Consider the following 22830-nt stretch of genomic DNA (forward strand, 5'->3'; position numbering starts at 1 on the left):
GGGGGGAGCCGAATGGAACTTGGTGACCGCGTCTTCCCGCTGACGCGGGAACAACTGGATATCTGGCTTGCGCAGGAAACAGGTCAGTCCAGTACGGGGTGGCAGCTAGGCCTGTTAGGGCTGGTCGAGGGCACGATCGAGCCTGATTTGCTCGAGTGGGCGATCCGGCGGACGGTGCGCGAGGCCGAACCGCTTAGAGCGTCCTTTTTCCAGGTGGACGGCCAGGTCTTCCAAAAATTAGTTGACGACCCACACGTCGAGCTTGCTCGCTACGATCTCACCGCGTCCGAGGATCCGGTCGCAGAAGTCCATCGGATAGCCTCGTCAATCCAACGCATCCCGATGCCGCTCAGCGGGCCGCTGTTCAAATTTGCCTTATTGCAGACACGGGCCGATGAGTTCTATTTGTTCGCGTGCTGCCATCACATCGTTGTCGACGGAATCGGTCTCGGGCTTATTTGCCATCGGTTCGCGGCCGTATATTCTGCCATTGCCTCGGGGGCGTCGATTCCGCCGGCTTTTTTCGGGTCGCTGAATGATCTGATTGATTGCGAAACAGAATATGAAGCCTCCGCCGACTATCGCAACGATGAGGCGTATTGGGCCGAGAACCTGCCGCCGGAAAGCGAGCAGGATTATCGGTTGGCGGGTACCGAGGCAGACGCGCGTCAGCCGGATGAATCTTCACCACCGGTTCGATTGAATCCATCCGTCGTTGCCGCTGTCGACGAGTTGGCGCAAAGGTTGGGGGTGGATCGGCCGTCGGTGATGACGGCGGCGTGCGCCCTTTTGGTGCGCGGCTGGAGCCTCGACGGTTCGGAGGTTGTGCTCGATTTTCCGGTGAGCAGGCGGGTGCGTCCGGAGACGAAGACGGTGCCCGGGATGGTGTCCGGGATCGTGCCGTTGGTGTTGAAAGCCTCGCCGGGATCTGCGGTCTCCCACTTTTGCGAACATGTGCACGCGCGAATGCAAGAAGCGCTGCAGCATCAGCGGTTCCCGGTGCACGTTCTCGAGAACAAGATGCGTCGCGGCTCTGGGCAACCGTCGAATCGGGTCGTGGTCAATTTCATTCCGACCACACGCATGGGGCAGTTCGGTGGCGCGCCGGCATCGGCCACACTGACCCATGCCGGGCTGGCGGACCAGTTTGGAATGTTCTTTTTCGGCTCGGGCGATCAGCTATTCCTCAGCACGCCGGGAGCCGGCCGGTTGCTTCCCGACTGTGATGTCAGCGATTTAGCCGAGCAATTGGAGCGGGTGTTGGTGGCGATGACCGCCGACCCGCAGCGGCCGCTGTCGTCGGTGAATCTGCTCGACGAGCGACAGATCACCCGGTTGGACGACATTGGTCATCGGGCGGTGCTGAGCCGGCCCGCGACCAAGGTGTCGATTCCGGCGTTGTTCGCCGCGCAGGCGAGCCGGACACCGGAAGCCGTGGCGCTGGTGTGCGGCGACCGCTCGTGGACCTATCGCGAGCTTGAGGAGGACGCCAACCGGTTGGCGCACCTGCTTGCCGAGCGGGGTGCGGGTCCGGGGCAGTGCGTCGCGCTGCTGTTGGGTCGCTCGGCCGAGGCCGTCGTGGCGATCCTCGCGGCGCTCAAGACCGGTGCGTCCTACATGCCCATCGACCCGGCGCACCCGCAGGCGCGGATCGAGTTCATGCTCGCCGACGCCGCGCCGATCGTCGCGATCACCAGCGCGCGGCTGGTCGACCGGCTGGCCGGGTGCGACATGCCGGTCATCGATGTCGATGACCCCGTTGTCCGCCACCACCCCGCAACGGCGCTGCCGGAGCCGGACCCGGACACCGTCGCGTACGTCATCTACACCTCGGGCACCACAGGTGTTCCCAAGGGTGTGGCGGTGGCCCACCACAACGTCACGCAGCTGCTGGAGACGCTCGATGCCGGTCTGCCGCGGCCAGGCGTGTGGACGCAATGGCACTCCCTGGCGTTCGACGTGTCGGTGTGGGAGATCTTCGGCGCGCTGCTGCGCGGTGGACGGCTGGTGGTGGTGCCGGAGTCCGTGGCGCGCTCCGCGGACGACTTTCATGACTTGCTGGTTGCCGAGCACGTCGACGTCTTGAGCCAGACTCCCTCGGCGGTGGCGGTGTTGTCGCCGCAGGGCCTGGAGTCGACGGCGTTGGTGGTGGCGGGTGAGGCCTGTCCGGCCGAAGTGGTGGACCGCTGGGCACCCGGACGGGTGATGATCAACGCCTACGGCCCCACCGAGACGTTCTATCCGGCGATGACCGCGCCGTTGGCCCTGGGCTCAGGAGTGCCGCCGATCGGTTCGCCCGTGGCGGGGGCGGCGTTGTTCGTGCTCGATGGCTGGTTGCGTCCAGTACCTGCCGGCGTGGTCGGCGAGTTGTATCTGGCCGGCCGGGGCGTGAGCTATGGGTATGTGCGCCGGGCCGGGCTGACCGCGTCGCGGTTTGTCGCCTGCCCGTTCGGCGGTGCCGGGGCTCGGATGTATCGCACCGGGGACCTGGTGCATTGGCGCACCGACGGGCAGCTGCAGTACGTGGGGCGCGCCGACGAGCAGGTCAAGATCCGCGGGCATCGCGTCGAACTCGGTGAAGTCCAAGCGGCCCTGACGGGGCTGGACGGGGTCGAGCAGGCGGCGGTGATTGCCCGCGAGGAGCGCCCCGGCGACAAACGCCTGGTGGGTTATGTGACCGGCACGGCGGATCCTGCCGAGCTACGAGCCGCGCTCGCCGAGCGGCTGCCGGCCTACATGGTGCCGGCCGCGGTGGTGGTGTTGGAGGAGCTGCCGCTGACGGTCAACGGCAAACTCGACAAGCGGGCTCTGCCGGCACCGGAGTACACCGCCGGCGGATATCGAGCGCCGGGCAACCCGGTCGAGGAGATTCTGGCGGGCATCTACGCGCGGGTGCTGGGCGTGGAGCGGGTCGGGGTCGACGACTCGTTCTTCGACCTGGGCGGGGATTCACTGTCGGCGATGCGGATGGTGGCCGCCGTCAACAGCAGCCTGGACGCCGACCTCGCGGTGCGCACCGTGTTCGAGACGCCCACGGTTGCCCAGTTGGCATCGCGGATCGAAGTGGGTGCCAGCCGGCTGCCGCGGCTGACGGCCGCCCAGCGGCCCGCGGTGATTCCGTTGTCGTACGCCCAGAGCCGGTTGTGGTTCATCAACCAATTGCAAGGACCGTCAGCGGTTTACAACATGGCAGCGGCGTTGCGGCTGCGCGGGCGACTTGACGTCGACGCGCTGGGTGCGGCGATGGGCGACGTGGTGGGCCGACACGAGAGCCTGCGTACGCTGTTCCCGGCGGTCGACGGCACACCGCAACAAGTGGTCATCCCCGCCGAGCAGGCCGACCTGGACTGGCAGATCATCGATGCCAGTGGCTGGCCGACAAGCCGGCTGGACGAGGCCGTCGGCGCCGTGGTCCGGCACACATTCGACCTGGCCACCGAAATCCCTTTGCAAGCAAGGCTTTTCCGCGTCAGCGATGACGAACATGTGCTGGTGGCCGTGGCGCACCACATCGCCGCCGACGGGTGGTCGATCACCCCGATGGTGCGGGACCTGGGTGCCGCCTACGCCAGCCGGTGCGCCGGACAGGCCCCGCAGTGGGCCGCGTTGCCGGTCCAGTACGTCGACTACACGCTGTGGCAGCGAGAGATCCTCGGTGACCTGGCAGACGGCGACAGCCCGCTGGCCGAGCAGCTGGCCTACTGGGAGGAAGCGCTGGCCGGCATGCCGGAGCGGCTGGAACTGCCCACCGATCGGCCTTACCCCGCGGTTGCCGATCAGCGCGGGGCCACCGTATCGGTGGACTGGCCCGCCGAGTTGCAGCAACAGATTGCCCGGGTAGCCCGCGAGCACAACGCCAGCAGTTTCATGGTCCTGCAGGCCGCGCTGGCGGTGTTGCTGTCGAAACTCAGCTCGAGTTCCGATGTGGCCGTTGGGTTTCCGATCGCCGGGCGCCGCGATCCGGCACTGGATGACCTGGTCGGGTTCTTCGTCAACACGCTGGTTCTGCGGGTCGACCTGACCGGTGATCCCAGCGTGGCCGAGCTGCTGGCTCAGGTGCGCCAGCGCAACCTGGCCGGCTACGAAAACCAAGACGTGCCCTTCGAGCTGCTGGTCGAGCGGCTCAATCCCGTTCGGAGCCTGGCCCATCACCCGCTGGTGCAGGTGGTGTTGGCCTGGCAGAACTTCCCCGGGCACGCCAACGAACCCACCGGCGGGTTGGCGTTGGGTGATCTGGAGGCCACGCGGCTGCCGGTGGACACCCGCACCGCCCGCATGGACGTGACGTTCTCGCTGGCCGAGCGCTGGAGCGACTCCGGCGAGCCGGCGGGCATCGGTGGGGACGTCGAGTTTCGCACCGACGTGTTCGACGCCGACACCATCCGGGCGCTGATCGGGCGGTTCGAACGGGTATTGACAGCGATGACCGCCGACCCTGCGCGGCGGCTGTCGTCGGTGGATCTGCTCGACGGCCCCGAGCACGTCCGCTTGGAGGAGTGGGGCAACTGGGCGGCGCTGACTCGGCCGGTGACCGCGGTGTCGGTTCCCGCACTGTTCGCTGCGCAGGTGGGGCGGACGCCGGATGCGGTGGCGCTGCGCTGCGACGGCCGGTCACTGTCCTACCGCGAGCTTGACGAAGCGGCTAATCGGTTGGCGCACTTGCTGGTTGACCATGGTGCGCGCCCGGGCGCATGCGTGGCGCTGCTGTTGCCCCGTTCGGCCGAGGCGATCGTGTCGATGCTGGCGGTGCTCAAAACCGGTGCGACGTATCTACCGCTCGACCCGGAACATCCGCAGGGGCGGATCGAGTTCGTGCTCGCCGACGCCGCACCGGTGGCGGTGATCACCACCGCCGGTCTTGCCGAGCGGGTAGCCGGGCATGACGGGGTGGTCGTCGATGTGGACGACCCTGCGATCGGCACCCAGCCTTGCAGCGCACTGCCCGGACCGGTCCCCGCCGACATCGCCTACATCATCTACACCTCCGGCACGACCGGAGTCCCCAAAGGGGTAGCGGTCGGCCATCACAACGTCGCCCAAATACTTCCCCCCGTCGACTTTGGCTTCAACCCTGGGCCGGGTCAGGTGTGGAGCCAGTGTTTTTCGCACGCCTTCGACTTCTCGGCATTGGAGATCTTCGGCTCGCTGTTACACGGCGGACGGCTGGTGGTGATACCGGACTCGGTGACGCGTTCCCCCGCCGATTTGCACGATGTGCTGGTTGCCGAGCGCGTCAACGTCATTGGTCAAACCCCTTCTGCCGCAGCGATATTGTCCCCGCAGGGGCTGGATTCAGCGGCGTTGATTGTCGGCGGTGAGCCATGTCCGCCCGAGGTGGTGGACCGGTGGGCGCGCGGGCGGGTGATGATCAACGGTTACGGTCCCACCGAGACCACGGTGTATGTGGCCGTCAGTGCGCCGTTGACACCAGGGTCGGGCGGGCCGCCGATCGGCTCGCCGGTGGCGGGTGCGGCGTTGTTCGTGCTGGATCGCTGGTTGCGCCCGGTGCCCGCCGGAGTGGTCGGTGAGCTCTACGTGGCCGGTGCCAGGGTGGCGGTTGGGTATTGGCGCCGGGCCGGCTTGACGGCGTCGCGATTTGTGGCTTGCCCGTTCGGAGGCGCGGCAGCGCCGGGAACACGTATGTATCGCACCGGGGATCTGGTGCGCTGGCTCCGTGATGGTCAGCTCGACTATGTGGGCCGGGCCGACGAGCAGGTCAAGATCCGCGGGTATCGCATCGAGCTCGGTGAAATCCAAACGGCCATGGCCGCCTGCGACGGGGTGGATCAGGCCGTGGTGCTCGCCCGCCAGGACCGCCCAGGCGACAAGCGCCTGGTGGGTTATTTCACCGGCACGGCAGACCCAGCCGATATCCGCGCGGCGCTGGCCGAGCGGCTCCCGACCTACATGGTTCCGGCCGCGGTGATGGTGTTGGGGGAGCTGCCGTTGACGCGCAACGGCAAAGTCGATACGCGCGCCCTGCCCGCACCCGAGTACAGCGCCGCCGGGTATCGCGCGCCGAGCACCCCTGTCGAAGAGATCCTGGCCGGTATTTGCGCAGACGTGCTCGGCGTGGAGCGAGTGGGGGTCGACGACTCGTTTTTCGACCTGGGCGGGGATTCGCTGTCGGCGATGCGCCTGATTGCCGCGATCAACGCCAGTCTGGACGCCGATCTTGCGGTGCGTGCCGTGTTCGAGGCACCTACGGTCGCCCAGTTGGCGTCGCGCATCGAAGTCGGCGCCGGCCGGCCGCGGTTGGTGCCCGCGCAGCGGCCCGCGGTGGTTCCGCTGTCCTATGCGCAGCAGCGGTTGTGGTTCATCGACCAACTGCAGGGGCCGTCGGCGATCTACAACATGGCGGCGGGGTTGCGCCTGCGCGGTCAACTGGACGCCGACGCACTGAGGGCGGCGCTGGCCGATGTGGTGGGCCGGCACGAAAGCCTGCGCACGCTGTTCCGGGCGGTCGACGGAACACCCAGGCAGGTGGTTATCCCTTGCGACGACGCCGATTTCGGGTGGGAGGTCGTCGACGCGAGCGGCTGGCCGGCAAGCCGGCTGGACGATGCCATCGAGGCAGCAGCATGCCTGACGTTCGACTTGACAAGCGAAATCCCTTTGCGGGCAAGGCTTTTCCGCGTCACCGACGAGGAACACGTGCTGGTGATCGTGGTGCACCACATCGCCGCGGACGGCTCGTCGCTGAAACCGCTGGCCGCCGACCTGGGCATGGCGTACGCCAGCCGGTCGGCGGGGCATGCCCCCGGCTGGTTCGAATTGGCAGTGCAGTATGTCGATTACACGCTGTGGCAGCGTGCCCACCTCGGTGACCTGCAGGATCCGCACAGCCCGATCGCCGCCCAGCTGGCGTACTGGGAGCAGGCGCTGGCCGGCATGCCTGAGCGACTTGATCTGCCGACCGACCGGCCCTACCCGCCGGTTGCCGATCAGCGCGGCGCCAGCGTGGTGCTGGAGTGGTCCGCAGAGCTGCAGCAGCGGGTCGCCCGAGTGGCTCGCGAGCACAACGCGACCAGCTTCATGGTGATCCAGGCGGCGCTGGCGGTACTGCTGTCGCGGCTCAGCGCCAGCAGCGACGTCGCGGTGGGCTTCGCGGTCGCCGGCCGCGACGATCCGGCCCTTGACGACCTGGTCGGGTTTTTCGTCAACACCTTGGTGCTGCGGGTGCAAGTCCCGGGTGATGGCACCTTCACCGAACTCTTGGGCCAGGTTCGGGCACGCAGTTTGGAGGCGTACGAACACCAAGACGTGCCTTTCGAATTGCTGGTGGAGCGGCTCAATCCGTCCCGGTCGTTGGCTCATCATCCCCTGATTCAGGTGATGGTGGCCTGGCAGAATTTCGCCGGCCACACGGACCCGGCTGCCGGTTTGGTGTTGGATGGCCTCGACGTCACGCCGATGCCGGTGGACACCCACAGCGCCCGGATCGATTTGGCGTTTTCGGTCGGCGAGCGTTTCACCGAGGCCGGGGAGCCCGCCGGTATCGGCGGGGCGGTGGAATTTCGCACCGACGTGTTCGACGCGGAAAGCATCGAAACGCTGATCGAGCGGTTGGAGCGGGTGCTGGTGGCCATGACCGCCGATGCCACCCGGCAGTTGGCCTCGGTCGACCTGCTCGACGAGCCCGAGCACGCCCGGCTGGACGAGCTCGGCCACCGGGCCGTGTTGACTGCGGCCGCGTCGTCGCCGGCGTCGATCCCGGTGTTGTTCGCCGCCCAAGCGGCGCGGACTCCGGATGCGGTGGCCATCAGCTGTGAAGGCCGCTCGCTGACCTACCGCGAGGTGGACGAGGCGGCTAACCGTTTCGCGCACCTGTTGGCCAGCCGTGATGTGGGGCCGGGGCGCGTGGTGGGGTTGCTGGCGGAGCGGTCGGCCCAGGCCGTCGTCGCGATCCTGGCGGCGCTGAAGACCGGCGCGGCCTACCTTCCCATCGATCCGGCGCACCCGCGGGCGCGGATCGCGTTGATGCTCGCCGACGCCGCGCCGGCGGCGGTGATTGCCACCGCCGAACTGGCCGGGCGCCTGGAAGGTCACGACGTGCTCGTCGTCGACCTCGACGATCCCGCCGCTGCGACGCAGCCCAGCACCCCATTACCGGCCCCGCGCCCCGACGACATCGCCTACATCATCTACACCTCGGGCACCACCGGGGTGCCCAAGGGCGTGGCCGTCACTCACCGCAACGTCACCCAGCTGGTGGAGTGGTCGGAGCCACCGCTGCCGACTGGCGCGGCACGGGTGTGGGCGCAATGCCATTCCTATGCCTTCGACCCGTCCGTCGAGGAGATCTGGGGCACGCTGCTGCACGGCGGCCGGCTGGTGGTGGTGCCCGAACCGGTGACGCGCTCGCCGGACGACTTCCACGCCCTGCTGGCCGCCGAACAGATCACCGTGTTGAGCCAAACCGCGTCCGCGGTAGCGATGCTGTCCCCGCAGGGCCTGGATTCCCTGGCATTGATCGTGGGCGGTGAGCCCAGCCCGGCCGAGGTGGTGGACCGCTGGGCGCCCGGGCGGGTGATGGTCAACGCCTACGGCCCGACCGAGACCACGGTGTGTGCATCCCGGAGCGCGCCGTTGGCGCCGGGGTCCGGGGTGCCGCCGATCGGCTCGCCGGTCGCGGGGGCGGCGCTGTTCGTGCTCGACGCCTGGTTGCGGCCGGTGCCCGCCGGGGTGGTCGGCGAGTTGTACGTGGCCGGTCGCGGCGTGGCCTGCGGCTATTGGCGGCGGGCCGGGTTGACCGGGTCGCGGTTCGTGGCCTGCCCGTTCGGGGCGCCGGGAGCCCGGATGTATCGCACCGGCGACCTGGTGCGTTGGCGTGCCGACGGTCAACTCGACTATGTGGGCCGCGCCGACGAGCAGGTCAAGATCCGCGGATATCGCATCGAACTCGGCGAAATCCAGGCCGCCCTGCTCGGCCTGGTTGGGGTGGAGCAGGCGGCGGTGATCGCCCGCGAAGACCGCCCAGGCGACAAGCGGCTGGTCGGTTACGTCACCGGCACCGCGGACCCGGTCGACGTCCGCGCCGCGCTCGCCGAGCGGCTGCCGGCCTACATGGTTCCCGCCGCGGTGGTGGCGATGGAGGCGCTGCCCCTGACCGTCAACGGCAAACTCGACACACGTGCCCTGCCCGCGCCCGAATACACCGATGTCGAGCGATACCGCGCACCCAGCAGCGCGGTCGAGGAGATCCTGGCCGGCATCTACGCCCAGGTGCTCGGCGTCGAGCGCGTCGGCGTTGACGACTCCTTCTTCGACGCGGGCGGCGACAGCATTTTGGCGATGCAGGTGGTGGCGCGCGCCCGCGCCGCGGGCCTGATGTGCCGGCCCCGTGATGTTTTCGTCGAACAGACCGTAGCCCGGCTCGCCCGCGTGGTCACCGCCGCCGACGGCGAGCCCGGCGCGGTCGACGAGGGCGTCGGGCCGGTGATCCCGACGCCAATCATGCGCTGGCTCAACAGCATTGACGGTCCCGTGGATCAGTTCAACCAGACGATGCTGGTGCAGGCCCCGGCCGGGGTCACCGAGGCCGACGTCGTGGTGCTGTTGCAGGCGCTGCTGGATCGGCACGCCATGCTGCGGGCGCGCGTCGACGACGGCGGGGGCGACTGGTCGCTGACCGTGCCCGAGCCGGGTTCGGTGGATGCGCGCGATTGCCTGCAGTCGGTCGATGCGTTGTCCGACGAGGCAGTGGTCAAGTCGCGGTCCCGGTTGAACCCGGCCGACGGCATGATGCTCAGCGCGCTCTGGGTGGCCGACAGCAGTCAACTGATGCTGATCATTCATCACCTGGCGGTCGACGCGGTGTCGTGGCGGGTGCTGTTGGAGGACCTCAACACGGCCTGGGCCCAGCACCGCGGCGGGCAGCCAGTGGTGTTGCCGCCGTGGGGGACTTCGTTTGCCCGGTGGGCGGCGCTGCTGAGTGAGCACGCGCATGCCCCGGAGGTGGTGGAGCAGGCCGACGCCTGGACACAGGTGGCGGCGGCCCCGGCCGTGCTGCCCGCGGTACGCCCAGACGTGGACACGCTGGAAAGCGCCGGGCTCCTGTCCGTGTCGCTGGATCCCGAAACCACCGCCACGCTGCTCGGCGAGGTGTCGGCCGCGTTTCACGCCGGGGTGCACGAAATCCTGTTGATCGCATTGGCTTTGGCCGCGGCGGAGTTCGTCGGCAACGGCGGCGCCCCGATCGGCATCGACGTGGAGGGTCACGGGCGTCACGAGGAGTTGGGCGCGGACATCGACTTGTCCCGCACCGTCGGCTGGTTCACCACCAAGTACCCGGTGTCGTTGACGGTCGGCCGGCTGGACTGGCAGCAGGTGGCCGCCGGCCAGCCCGTGCTGGGAGCGCTGGTCAAGGACGCCAAGGAGCAGCTGCGGGCCCTGCCGCACCCGTTGACCTACGGTCTGCTGCGCTACCTGAATCCCGATGTCGACCTGGGCGGGTCCGATCCGCTGATCGGGTTCAACTATCTGGGGCGGCTGGGCGCCGCGGCGGGCGAGGGCTTCGACGAGCTGTGGCGGATCTCCCCGGACGGATGGGCGCTGACCGGCGTCGCCGCGGCTGTTCCCATGCCGCTGGTGCACACCGTGGCGGTCAATGCCGGCACCGTCGACACCGGCACCGGCCCGCAGCTGCACGCCGACTGGAGGTGGGCGCCGTCGGCGCTCGACGAGGCTCAGGTCAGCCGGCTGAGCAGGCTGTGGTTCGACGCCCTGGCCGGTATCTGCGCGCACGTGCGCAGCGGCGGCGGCGGGCTGACACCGTCGGACATCGCGCCCGCGCGGTTGACCCAGTCGCAGATCGACGAACTGCAGCGGCAGTACCAGATCGCCGACGTGTTGCCGCTGACCCCGCTGCAGCAGGGCCTACTGTTCCTCGCCGGCACCGCCCAGGGCGGCGACGACGTGTACGCGGTCCAGTTGGCGATCACGTTGAGCGGCCCGCTCGACCCTGATCGCCTGCGCCACGCGGTGCAAACGGTGGTCAACCGGCACTCCAACCTGGTGGCCCGATTCTGCGACCAGTTCGACGAGCCGGTGCAGATCATCCCGGCCGATCCCGTCGCGCCGTGGCGCCATGTCGAGCTGGACGGCGGCGACGTCGAGGACCGGGTGCAGCAGGTGTGCGCCGAAGAGCGTTCCGCCGTTTGCGATCTGACCGGCCAGCCGGCCTTCCGGGCGGCGTTGATCCGCGTCGCACCCGATCAGCACCGGTTTGTGCTGACCAATCACCACATCGTGTCCGACGGCTGGTCACTGCCCGTGCTGTTGCGGGAGATTTTCGCCGGCTTCAGCGGGCAGCGACTGCCCGCGGCCGGGTCCTATCGCAGCTTCCTCGCCTGGCTGGCCGATCGTGACCTCGACGCCGCCCGCGCCGCGTGGGGCGATGTGCTCGCCGGTTTCGACACGCCCACTCTGGTGGGCCCGGCGCACAAGATGGGGTTGGGGAGCCGAGGGGTCAAGTCGTTCACGGCGGCCGAGGAGACCACGCGGGCGGTCAACGATCTGGCGCGGTCTTGCCACACCACCGTCAACGTCGTGCTGCAGGCCGCCTGGGCGCAGCTGCTGATGTGGCTGACCGGCCAGCACGACGTCGCCTTCGGCACCACGGTCTCGGGCCGGCCGACCGAACTGGCCGGCGCGGACTCGATGGTCGGCCTGTTCATCAACACCGTGCCGGTGCGGGCGCGCATCACGGCGGCCACCACCACCGCAGAGCTACTCGACCAACTGCAACACGCCCACAACCACACACTCGAGCACCAGCACTTGGCGCTCAACGAGATTCACCGCATCACCGGCCACGACCAACTGTTCGACACCATCTACGCCTGCGAGAACTACCCGATCGACACCGGCGCATTGGCGGGCGAACACGAGTTGGCCGTCACCGGCTTCACCAGCCGCGAATTCAACCACTATCCGCTGACGATGCAAGCCCTGCCTGGCCGCGAACTGGCCTTCCGGCTGGAATACGACACCGACGTGTTCGACGCGGCGAGCATCGAGGCGCTGCTCGGCCGGTTGCAGCGGGTGTTGGCGGCCATGACCGCCGACCCTGAGCGGCGGCTGTCGTCGATGGATCTGCTCGACGACGGTGAGCGCGCGCGCTTGAATGACTGGGGCAACCGGGCGGCGTTGGCCCGGCTTGCGACCGGGACGTCGGTTCCCGAGTTGTTCGCCGCGCAGGTGACCCGTAATCCCGACGCGGTGGCGATCAGCTGCCAAGGCCGCACGATGACCTATCGCGAGCTCGATGAGGCGTCTAATCGGTTGGCGCACTTGATGATCGGCCATGGTGCGGTTACTGGCGCGTGCGTGGGCCTGCTGTTGTCGCGGTCCGCTGAGGCGATCGTGGCGATGTTGGCGACGCTCAAGACTGGGGCGGCATATCTGCCGATCGATCCCGGGCATCCACCGACCCGCATCGGTTTCATGATCGATGACGCCGCGCCGGCGGCGGTGATCACCACCGCGGAGCTTGCCGACCGGCTGCACGGGTTCGATGTTGCGGTCGTCGACGTCAACGACGTTGGTGTCCAACCGAATACAGCGCCGCCGTTGCCGGCGCCCGATGACGTCGCTTACCTGATCTACACCTCAGGTACCACCGGGGTGCCCAAAGGCGTTGCCATCACTCACCGCAACGTCACCCAGCTGCTGTCGTCGCTGGATGCGGGACTGCCGGCGGCAGGCGTGTGGTCGCACGCCCACTCCCTGGCCTTCGACGTGTCGGTGTGGGAGATCTTCGGCGCACTGCTGCGCGGCGGGCGCGTGGTCGTGGTGCCCGACGCCGTGGTCGGCTCGCCAGATGACTTGTGCGCCTTGGTGACTGGTGAACAGGTCGATGTCCTGACCCAGACCCCGTCGGCCGTGCGGGTGCTGAACCCCGAGGCGCTGGACTCTGTGGCGGTGGTGACAGTGGGTGAGGCCTGCCCGGCCGAGGTGGTGGACCAATGGGCACCCGGGCGGGTGATGGTCAATGCTTACGGGCCGACCGAGACCACAATGTGCGTGGCCATCAGCGCGCCGCTGACACCCGGCTCCGGTGTGCCGCCAATCGGGTCGCCGGTGGCCGGGGCAGCGCTGTTCGTGCTCGACGCGTGGTTGCGCCCGGTGGCGGCTGGGGTGGTCGGCGAGTTGTATGTCGGCGGCGCCGGAGTGGCAGCCGGCTACGTGCGGCGGCCAGGGTTGACGGCATCTCGTTTCGTGGCCTGCCCGTTCGGCGGTACCGGCGGGGCGCGGATGTATCGCACCGGGGACTTGGTGCGCTGGCGCTTTGACGGCCAGTTGGATTATCTGGGCCGCGTCGACGAGCAGGTCAAGATCCGCGGATACCGCATCGAACTCGGCGAAGTCCAAGCCGCGCTGGCCAAGCTGGACGGCGTCGAGCAGGCGGTGGTGATCGCCCGCGAGGACCGCCCCGATGACAAGCGGCTGGTCGCCTACATCACCGGCATCGCAGATCCGGTCGAGCTCCGCGCACAGTTGGGTGAACGCTTGCCGGCCTACATGGTTCCGGCCGCGGTGGTCGTACTCGACGCAATGCCGTTGACGCCCAACGGCAAACTCGACACCCGCGCCCTGCCGGCACCCGAATACAGCGCCGGCCGGTACCGCGCTCCGGCTAACGCGGTCGAGGACGTGCTGGCCGGCATCTACGCCCAGGTGCTCGGCCTCGAGCGGGTCGGCGTCGACGACTCCTTCTTCGACCTTGGCGGGGACAGCATTTCGTCGATGCAAGTGGCGGCGCGGGCGCGTGCCGCGGGGTTGATATGCCGGCCGCGCGATGTGTTCGTCGAGCAGACCGTGGCCCGGCTGGCCCGGGTGGTCGCCACGGCCGAAGCGCATAGCGGTCCGGTCGACGACGGTGTCGGCGAGGTCGCTGCGACCCCAATCATGCACTGGCTGAACAGCATTGACGGCCCGGTCGATCAGTTCAACCAGACGATGCTGGTGCAGGCCCCCGTGGGGGCCACCGAAGCCGACGTCGTGGTGCTGGTGCAGGCGCTGCTGGATCGGCACGCGATGCTGCGTGCACGCGCGGGTGACGGGATGCTGACCGTGCCCGAACCGGGGTCGGTCGATGCGCGCGATTGCCTGCAGACCGTCGACGTGCTCTCCGACGAGGCGCTCATCGGCGCACGGTCGCGGCTGAACCCCGCCGACGGGGTGATGCTTCGCGCGCTGTGGGTCAGTTCGACCAGCCGGCTCGCGCTGGTCGTTCACCACCTGGTCATCGACGCGGTGTCGTGGCGAATCGTGTTGGAGGACCTCAACATTGCGTGGGCCCAGCACCGTGGCGGGCAGCAGGTGGCGTTGCCGGCCTGGGGAACCTCGTTCGCCCGCTGGGCATCGCTGCTCACCGAATACGCGCACCGGCCCGACGTGGTGGAGCAAGCCGATGCCTGGAAGCAGGTGGCGGCGGCCCCGAGCGCGCTGCCCGGCGTCAGACCGGACGTCGACACCTACGAGAGCGCCGGACATTTGTCGCTGTCGGTCGATGCCGACACCACCGAGATGCTGCTCGACGATGTGTCGGCGGCGTTTCACGCCGGCGTGCATGAAATCCTTTTGATCGCACTGGCTTTGGCGGTAGCGGAATTCGTCGGCAACGGCAGCGCGCCGATCGGCATCGACGTGGAAGGCCACGGGCGTCACGAAGAGCTGGGCGCCGACGTCGACCTATCGCGCACGGTGGGGTGGTTCACCACCAAATACCCGGTGTCGCTAACGGTCGGCGGGCTGTCCTGGGCCCAGGTCGCGGCCGGTGAGGCGGCACTGGGGGCACTGATCAAGGACGCCAAAGAGCAGCTTCGCGCCCTGCCACACCCGTTGACCTATGGCGTGCTTCGCTATCTGAACGACGACGTCGACCTGGACGGGTCGGATCCGCCGATCGGGTTCAACTACCTGGGCCGCCTGAACTCCGCCGGCGACGCGGTCGGGGAGGGCTGGCTGCCCTGCCAGGACGCGTTGTCGTCCATCGGCGCCAGCGCGGCGATACCGATGGCGCTGGCCCACACCGTGGAGCTCAACGCCGGCACGCTCGACACCGATGGCGGCCCCCGGCTGCACGCCGACTGGCGTTGGGCGCCTTCGGCTCTCGACCAGGAAGCGATCGGCGAACTCAGCGGCCTGTGGCTGCAGGCCCTGGCCGGCATCTGCGCCCACGTGCGAGCCGGCGGCGGCGGGCTGACCCCGTCGGACGTCGCACCGGCGCCGGTAACCCAGCAGCAGATCGACCTGCTGCAGCGGCAATACGACATCGCCGACCTGTTGCCGCTGACCCCGGTGCAGCACGGCCTGCTCTTCCACGCGAGTACCGGGCACCACAGCGACGACGACGTCTACGCGCTGCAGCTGGATTTCACCGTCGTCGGCCCGCTCGACCCGCACCGGCTGCACGAGTCCCTGCAAACGGTGGTCAACCGGCATCCCAACCTGGTTGCGCGATTCTGCGACGAGTTCGACGAGCCGGTGCAGGTCATCCCCGCGAATCCCGTTGCGCCGTGGCGCTATGTCGAGCTGGACGGCGGCGATGTCGAGGACAAGATGGAGCAGCTGCGCGCCGCCGAACGCGCCGCGGTATGCGAAGTGCACGGCGGTCCGGTGTTCCGGGCGGCGCTGGTCCGCACCGCAGAAGATCGGCACCGGTTCGTGCTGACCAATCACCACATCGTGCTCGACGGCTGGTCGATACAGATCCTGCTGCGGGAGATGTTCGTTTGCTACTACGGCCAGCCGCTGCCTGCACCCGCGCCGTATCGCAGCTTCCTTACCTGGCTGGCCGGCCGTGACCTCGACGCCGCGCGCGCCGCATGGCGTGACGTGTTCGCCGGCTTCGACACCCCCACACTGGTCGGGCCCGCGCAACGGTTGGAGCTGGGCACTCGGGGCGTCAAGTCGTTCCAGATCGCCGAGGACACCACGCGGGCCGTCAGCGAGCTGGCACGCTCCTGCCACACCACCGTCAACGTCGTGCTGCAAGCAGCATGGGCGCAACTGCTCTGCTCGCTGACCGGTCAGCACGACGTCGCATTCGGCACCACGGTCGCGGGCCGGCCCGCCGATGTCGCCGGTGCGGAGTCGATGGTGGGCCTGTTCATCAACACCGTGCCGGTACGGGCCCGCATCACCGCGACCACCAGCGCCGCCGACCTGCTGGACCAACTGCAACGCGCCCACAACCACACGATCGACCACGAGCACCTGGCGCTCAGCGAGATCCACCGGGTCACCGGCCAGGAGCAAATGTTCGACACCCTGCTGGGCTACGAAAACTACCCCCTGGACGCGGCCGCGCTGTCCGGGGACTACGAACTGGCCGTCACCGAGATCACCAGCCGCGACTACAACCACTATCCGATCGCGATCCGGGCCATGCCGGGCCGCGAACTCGGGCTGCGCGTCCAATTCGACACCGACGTGTTCGACCCGAACAGCATCGAGGCGTTGCTCGGTCGGTTGCAGCGAGTGTTGGTGGCGATGACCGAGAACCCCACGCGGGCACTGTCGTTGGTGGATCTGCTCGATGCCGACGAGCACGCCCGGTTGGACGGCTGGGGTAACCGGGCGGTGCTGACCCGGCCCGCGACCGGAGCGTCGGTTCCTGAGCTGTTTGCCGCCCAGGTGGCGCGCACCCCGGACACGGTGGCGCTGTGCTGCGAAGGCCGCACGATGACCTACCGCGAGCTCGACGAGGCCGCGAACCGCTTGGCGCACTTGTTGACCGAGCAGGGTGCGGGCCCGGGACAGCGTGTGGCACTGCTGTTTTCCCGGTCGGCCGAGGCGATCGTGGCGATGCTGGCGGTGCTCAAGACCGGCGCGGCGTACCTGCCGATCGACCCGGCGCTGCCCGCGGCGCGGATCGGGTTCATGCTCGGCGACGCCGCGCCGATCGCCGCGGTCACCACCGCCGAGTTCGCCGGGCGACTCGACGGCGCAGACATGGCGATCATCGACGTCGCCGACGCTCGAATCCAGACCTATCCGACCACCGCTCCGCCGACGCCGGCCCCCGACGACATCGCCTACGTCATCTACACCTCGGGCACCACCGGTGTGCCCAAAGGCGTTGCGGTTACCCATCACAACGTCACGCAGCTGATGGCGGCACTGGATGCGAGCATGACCGCGCCGGGACCGGCGAAGGTTTCGACGCAGTGGCACTCCTACGTTTTCGACGCCTCGGTCCGGGAAATCTGGGGTGCGCTGCTGCACGGCGGACGACTTATCGTGGTGCCCGAGTCGGTGACACGCTCGCCGGACGACTTCCACGCTCTGCTGGTCACGGAACACGTCGACGTCGTCAGCCAAACCCCGTCTGCGGTGGCGGTGCTGTCGCCCGAGGGCTTGGGATCGGCGGCATTGCTGGTCGGCGGCGAGGCCTGCCCGGCCGAGCTAGTCGACCGGTGGGCGCCCGGGCGGGTGATGATCAATGCCTACGGCCCCACCGAGACCACGGTGGACGTGACCGTCAGTACGCCGCTGACGCCGGGCTCGGGTACGCCGCCGATCGGCGCGCCGGTGCCGGGGGCGGCGTTGTTCGTGCTCGACGGGTGGCTGCGGCCGGTGCCGGCCGGTGTGGTCGGCGAGTTGTACGTGGCCGGCCGCGGCGTCGCCTGTGGCTACCTGAATCGAACGGGCTTGACCGCATCGCGGTTCGTGGCCTGCCCGTTCGGCAGCCCGGGAACACGGATGTATCGCACCGGCGATCTGGTGCGCTGGCGCGACGACGGCCAGCTGGATTACCTGGGCCGCGCCGACGAGCAGGTCAAGATCCGCGGGTACCGCATCGAACTCGGCGAAATCCAAGTGGCACTGGCGAATTGCGACGGTGTGGAGCAGGCGGCGGTGATCGCCCGCGAAGACCGCCCCGGCGACAAGCGCCTGGTGGGTTACGTCACCGGGACGGCAGACCCGGCTGTGCTGCGCGGCCAGCTGGCCGACCGCCTGCCCGAGTACATGGTCCCCGCCGCGGTGGTGGCACTGGAGCAGCTGCCGCGGACGGTCAACGGCAAACTCGACATTCGCGCGTTGCCGGCGCCGGAGTATCTGGACACCGATCGTCACCGCGCCCCGGCCAACGCGGTCGAGGAGATCCTGGCGAGCATCTACGGCCGGGTCCTGGGTGTCGAGCACGTCGGCGTGGACCAGTCGTTCTTCGACCTGGGCGGGGATTCGCTGTCCGCGATGCGGATGGTCGCCACGATCAACTCCAGCCTGAACGTCCGCCTGTCGGTGCGCACGGTGTTCGAGGCGCCGACGGTCGCCGAGTTGGCGCTGCGGGTCGGTGGCGACGAGGGCCGGCTCGAGCCGTTGGTGGCGGTGGAGCGCCCGGCGGTGATTCCGTTGTCGTACGCGCAGAGCCGGTTGTGGTTCCTGGACCAGTTGCACGGGCCGTCCCCGGTGTACAACATGTCGGCCGCCTTGCGCCTGCGCGGGCCGCTGGATGCCGATGCATTCGGCGCGGCGCTCGCCGACGTGGTGGGCCGCCACGAAACCCTGCGCACGCGGTTCGCGGCGCCCGACGGGATACCTCAGCAGCTGGTGGTACCCGCCGAGCAGGTCGACTTGGACTGGCAGGTCATCGATGCCGGCGGCTGGCCGGCGGACCGGCTGAGTGAGGCCATGGAAGCCGCGGCCCGTCACCCGTTTGATTTGGCAACCGAGATCCCGTTCCTGGCAAGGCTTTTCCGTATCGCCGACCACGAGCACGTGCTGGTGGCCGTCGTGCACCACATCGCCGCCGACGGCTGGTCGATCACTCCGCTGGTGCGTGACCTGGGTGTGGCCTATGCCAGCCGGCGGGCGGGACGGGCGCCCGCGTGGGCGCCGCTGCCCGTGCAGTACGCCGACTACACGCTGTGGCAGCGCGCGCAGTTCGGTGATCTCGACGACACCGACGGCCCGCTGGCCGCGCAGCTGGCCTACTGGGAGGACATCCTGGCCGGGATGCCTGAGCGGCTGCAGCTGCCCACCGATCGGCCTTACCCGCCGGTTGCCGATCAGCGCGGTGCGATCGCGATGGTGGATTGGCCGGCCGAGCTTCAGCAGCGGGTGCGTGCGGTGGCCCGCGAGCACAATGCGACCAGCTTCATGGTTATCCAGGCCGCCTTTGCGGCGCTGCTGTCGAAGATCTGCGCCACCAGCGATGTGGCCGTCGGGTTCCCGATCGCCGGGCGGCGCGACGCGGCGCTCGACGAATTGGTGGGCTTTTTCGTCAACACCTTGGTGCTACGCGTCGACCTGACTGGTGATCCGACCGTCGCCGAACTGCTGGCCCGGGTGAGGCGGCGCAGCCTGGCCGCCTACGAGCATCAGGACGTGCCTTTCGAGGCGCTTGTCGAGCGGCTCAACCCGACCCGAAGCCTGACCCATCATCCGCTGGTCCAGGTGTCGTTGGCCTGGCAGAACCTGCCCTGGCATGCCGGTGGCGCCGAGGCCGGGCTGACGCTGGGTGACCTGGAGGTCACGCCGCTGCCGACGAACGCCGACACCGCGCGGATGGACCTGACGTTCTCTCTGGCCGAACGCTGGACCGACGCCGGTGAGCCGGCCGGGATCAGCGGGGCGGTCGAATTTCGCACCGACGTGTTCGATGCGGCCAGCATCGAGTCGCTGATCTGGCGGTTCGAGCGGGTGTTGGCGGCGATGACCGCCGACCCGGGGCGGCGGTTGTCGTCGGTGGATCTGGTCGACGAGGCCGAGCAGGCCCGGCTGCACGGCTGGGGTAACCGGGCGGTGCTCTCCCAGCCTGTGACTGCCGTGTCGGTCCCGGAGTTGTTCGCCGCGCAGGTGACCCGCGCGCCGGAGGCGGTGGCGATCAGCGGTGCGGGCCGCACGATGACCTATCGCGAACTCGACGAGGCGTCAAACTGCTTGGCGCACTTGCTGATTGGGCAGGGTATTGGTCCGGCTTCATGCGTCGGATTGCTGTTGCCCCGGTCGGTCGAGGCCATCGTGGCAATCCTGGCGGTACTGAAGAGCGGGGCTGCCTATCTGCCGATCGACCCGGTGATGCCGGCGGCCCGGATCGGGTTCATGCTCGACGACGCCGCACCTGCCGTGGTGATCACCACAGCCGATCTGGCCGACCGGCTCGACGGGTTTGACGTGACGGTCGTCGACGTCAACGACGTTGGTGCCCAACTGAATACGGCACTGCCGCTGCCGGATCCCGACGCCATCGCCTACCTGATCTACACCTCGGGTACCACTGGGGTGCCCAAAGGCGTTGCCATCAGCCACCGCAACGTCACCCAGCTACTGGGGTCCCTGGATGCCGGCCTGCCGGCGGCGGGAGTGTGGTCGCACTCGCACTCGCTGGCGTTCGACGTGTCGGTGTGGGAGATCTTCGGTGCGCTGCTGCGCGGTGGCCGGGTGGTGGTGGTGCCCGAGTCGGTGGTGGCTTCGCCCGAGGACTTCCACGACCTGCTGGTCACCGAACGGGTCAGCATGCTGACCCAAACCCCGTCGGCGGTGAAAGCACTTGCCCCCGAGGGGTTGGAGTCGGTGGCGCTGGCGACAGTCGGCGAGGCGTGTCCGGCCGAGGTGGTGGACCGCTGGGCGCCGGGGCGGGTGATGGTCAACGCCTACGGCCCCACCGAGACCACGATGTGCGTGGCGATCAGCGCGCCGCTGGCAGCGGGATCCGGTGCGCCGCCGATCGGCTCGCCGGTGCCCGGGGCCGCGTTGTTCGTCCTGGACGGGTCGTTGCGGCCGGTGCCGGCCGGCGTCGTCGGCGAGTTGTACGTGGCCGGCCGCGGCCTCTCGTATGGGTACGTGGGCCGCGCCAGTTTGACGGGGTCGCGGTTTGTGGCTTGCCCGTTCGGCGAGCCCGGGGCCCGGATGTATCGCACCGGGGACTTGGTGCGCTGGCGCGCCGACGGGCAGCTGGATTATCTGGGCCGGGCCGACGAGCAGGTCAAGGTCCGCGGGTATCGCATCGAGCTCGGTGAAATCCAGGCCGCCCTAACCGCTTTGGACGGGGTCGAGCAGGCGGTGGTGATCGCCCGCGAGGACCGCACCGGCGACAAGCGTCTGGTGGGCTACGTGACCGGCACCGCCGACACTGCGGTGCTACGCGCTCAGCTGGCCGAGCGGCTGCCGGCCTACATGGTGCCGGCCGCCGTCGTCGCACTCGACGCAATGCCCTTGACACCCAACGGCAAACTCGACACCCGCGCCCTGCCGGCGCCGGAATACCTCGACGGCGAGCATTACCGGCCCCCGTCCAACGCCATCGAGGAAATTGTGGCCGGCATTTACGCCGAGGCGCTCGGACTCGAACGCGTGGGCGTCGACGACTCGTTCTTCGACCTGGGTGGGGACTCGATGTCCGCGGTGCGGGTGATCGCCGCGATCAACAAAGCCTTCGACATTCACCTCACCGTGCGTGCCCTGTTCGACGCGCCGTCCGTGAGCACCCTGAGCCGGCTGCTGGTGCGCAAGCCCAAGGCCAACGGGCCCAGCTTTGCCTCAGTGCATGGCTCGGCGAACGCCACCGAGGTGCACGCCCGCGACTTGACGCTGGACAAGTTCATCGACGCCGCCACACTGTCCGCGGCCCCGGCGCTGCCGGGCCCCAGCCCCGAGGTGCGGACGGTCCTGCTGACCGGGGCGACCGGTTTCCTGGGCCGCTACCTGGCGCTGGAATGGCTGGAGCGGATGGAGTTGGTGGACGGCACGCTGATCTGCCTGGTACGGGCGAAAACTGATGAAGATGCCAGGGCCCGTCTGGACAAGACCTTCGACAGCGGAGACCCCGAACTGCTGCTGCACTACCAGGAACTGGCCGAGGACCACCTCGAGGTCATCGCCGGCGACAAGGACGACGTCAACCTCGGCCTGGACCAGCGGACCTGGCAGCGGCTGGCCGACACCGTCGACCTGATCGTCGATCCCGCCGCCCTGGTGAGCGGCGTGCTGCCGTACAGCGAGCTGTTCGGTCCCAACGTCGTGGGCACCGCTGAGCTGATCCGGCTCGCGCTGACCACCAAACTGAAGTCCTACACCTATGTGTCGACCGCCAATGTCGGTGACCAGATCGAGCCCGGCAAGTTCACCGAGGAAGCCGACATCCGGGTCGTCAGCCCCACCCGCACCGTCGACGACACCCGCGCCAACGGGTACGGCAACAGCAAGTGGGCCGGCGAGGTGCTGCTGCGGGAGGCCAACGATCTGTGCGGGCTGCCGGTCGCGGTGTTCCGCTGCGACATGATCTTGGCCGACCCCACCTACGCCGGTCAGCTCAACGTCGCCGACCTGTTCAGCCGGATGGCGCTGAGTCTGGTCGCCACCGGCATCGCGCCCGCCTCCTTCTACCGGCTCGACGCCGACGGCAACCGGCAGCGCGCGCACTTCGACGGGCTGCCAGTGGGATTCGTCGCGGAAGCGATCGCCACACTGGGCGCCCAGGTGTTCGACGGGTTCGAGACCTACCACGTGATGAACCCGCACGACGACGGGATCGGGCTCGACGAGTACGTCGACTGGCTGATCGAGGCCGGTTACCCGATCGAGCGCGTCGCCGACTTCGGGGAGTGGTTGCGGCGGTTCGAGGCCGCTCTGCGAAACCTGCCCGAACGGCAGCGCGAGCACTCGGTGCTGCAGACGGTGCAGACCGTGTTGCGCAATTACGCGGACGTGCAGCCGCCCGAGCCGACGAACGGTCCTCTGGCGCCCGCCGACCGGTTCCGTGCTGCCGTGCAAGAAGCGAAAGTCGGCCCTGACAACGACATTCCGCACGTTTCGGCGCCGGTCATCGTCAAATACGTCACCGACTTGCAACTGCTCGGACTGATCTGATCAAGG

Annotated in this window: 1 protein-coding gene; it reads left to right on the plus strand. The window is 68.7% G+C overall.

What is annotated here, in order from left to right; genetic code table 11:
- Positions 1 to 12: 12 nt before the first annotated feature.
- Positions 13 to 22824: a non-ribosomal peptide synthetase gene (locus G6N47_RS16270; protein WP_083134352.1), complete on the plus strand. Its 22812-nt coding sequence runs from the start codon at positions 13 to 15 to the stop codon at positions 22822 to 22824.
- The last annotated feature ends 6 nt before the right edge of the window (positions 22825 to 22830 follow it).

The sequence above is a fragment of the Mycobacterium branderi genome (assembly GCF_010728725.1).
Lineage (GTDB): Bacteria > Actinomycetota > Actinomycetes > Mycobacteriales > Mycobacteriaceae > Mycobacterium > Mycobacterium branderi.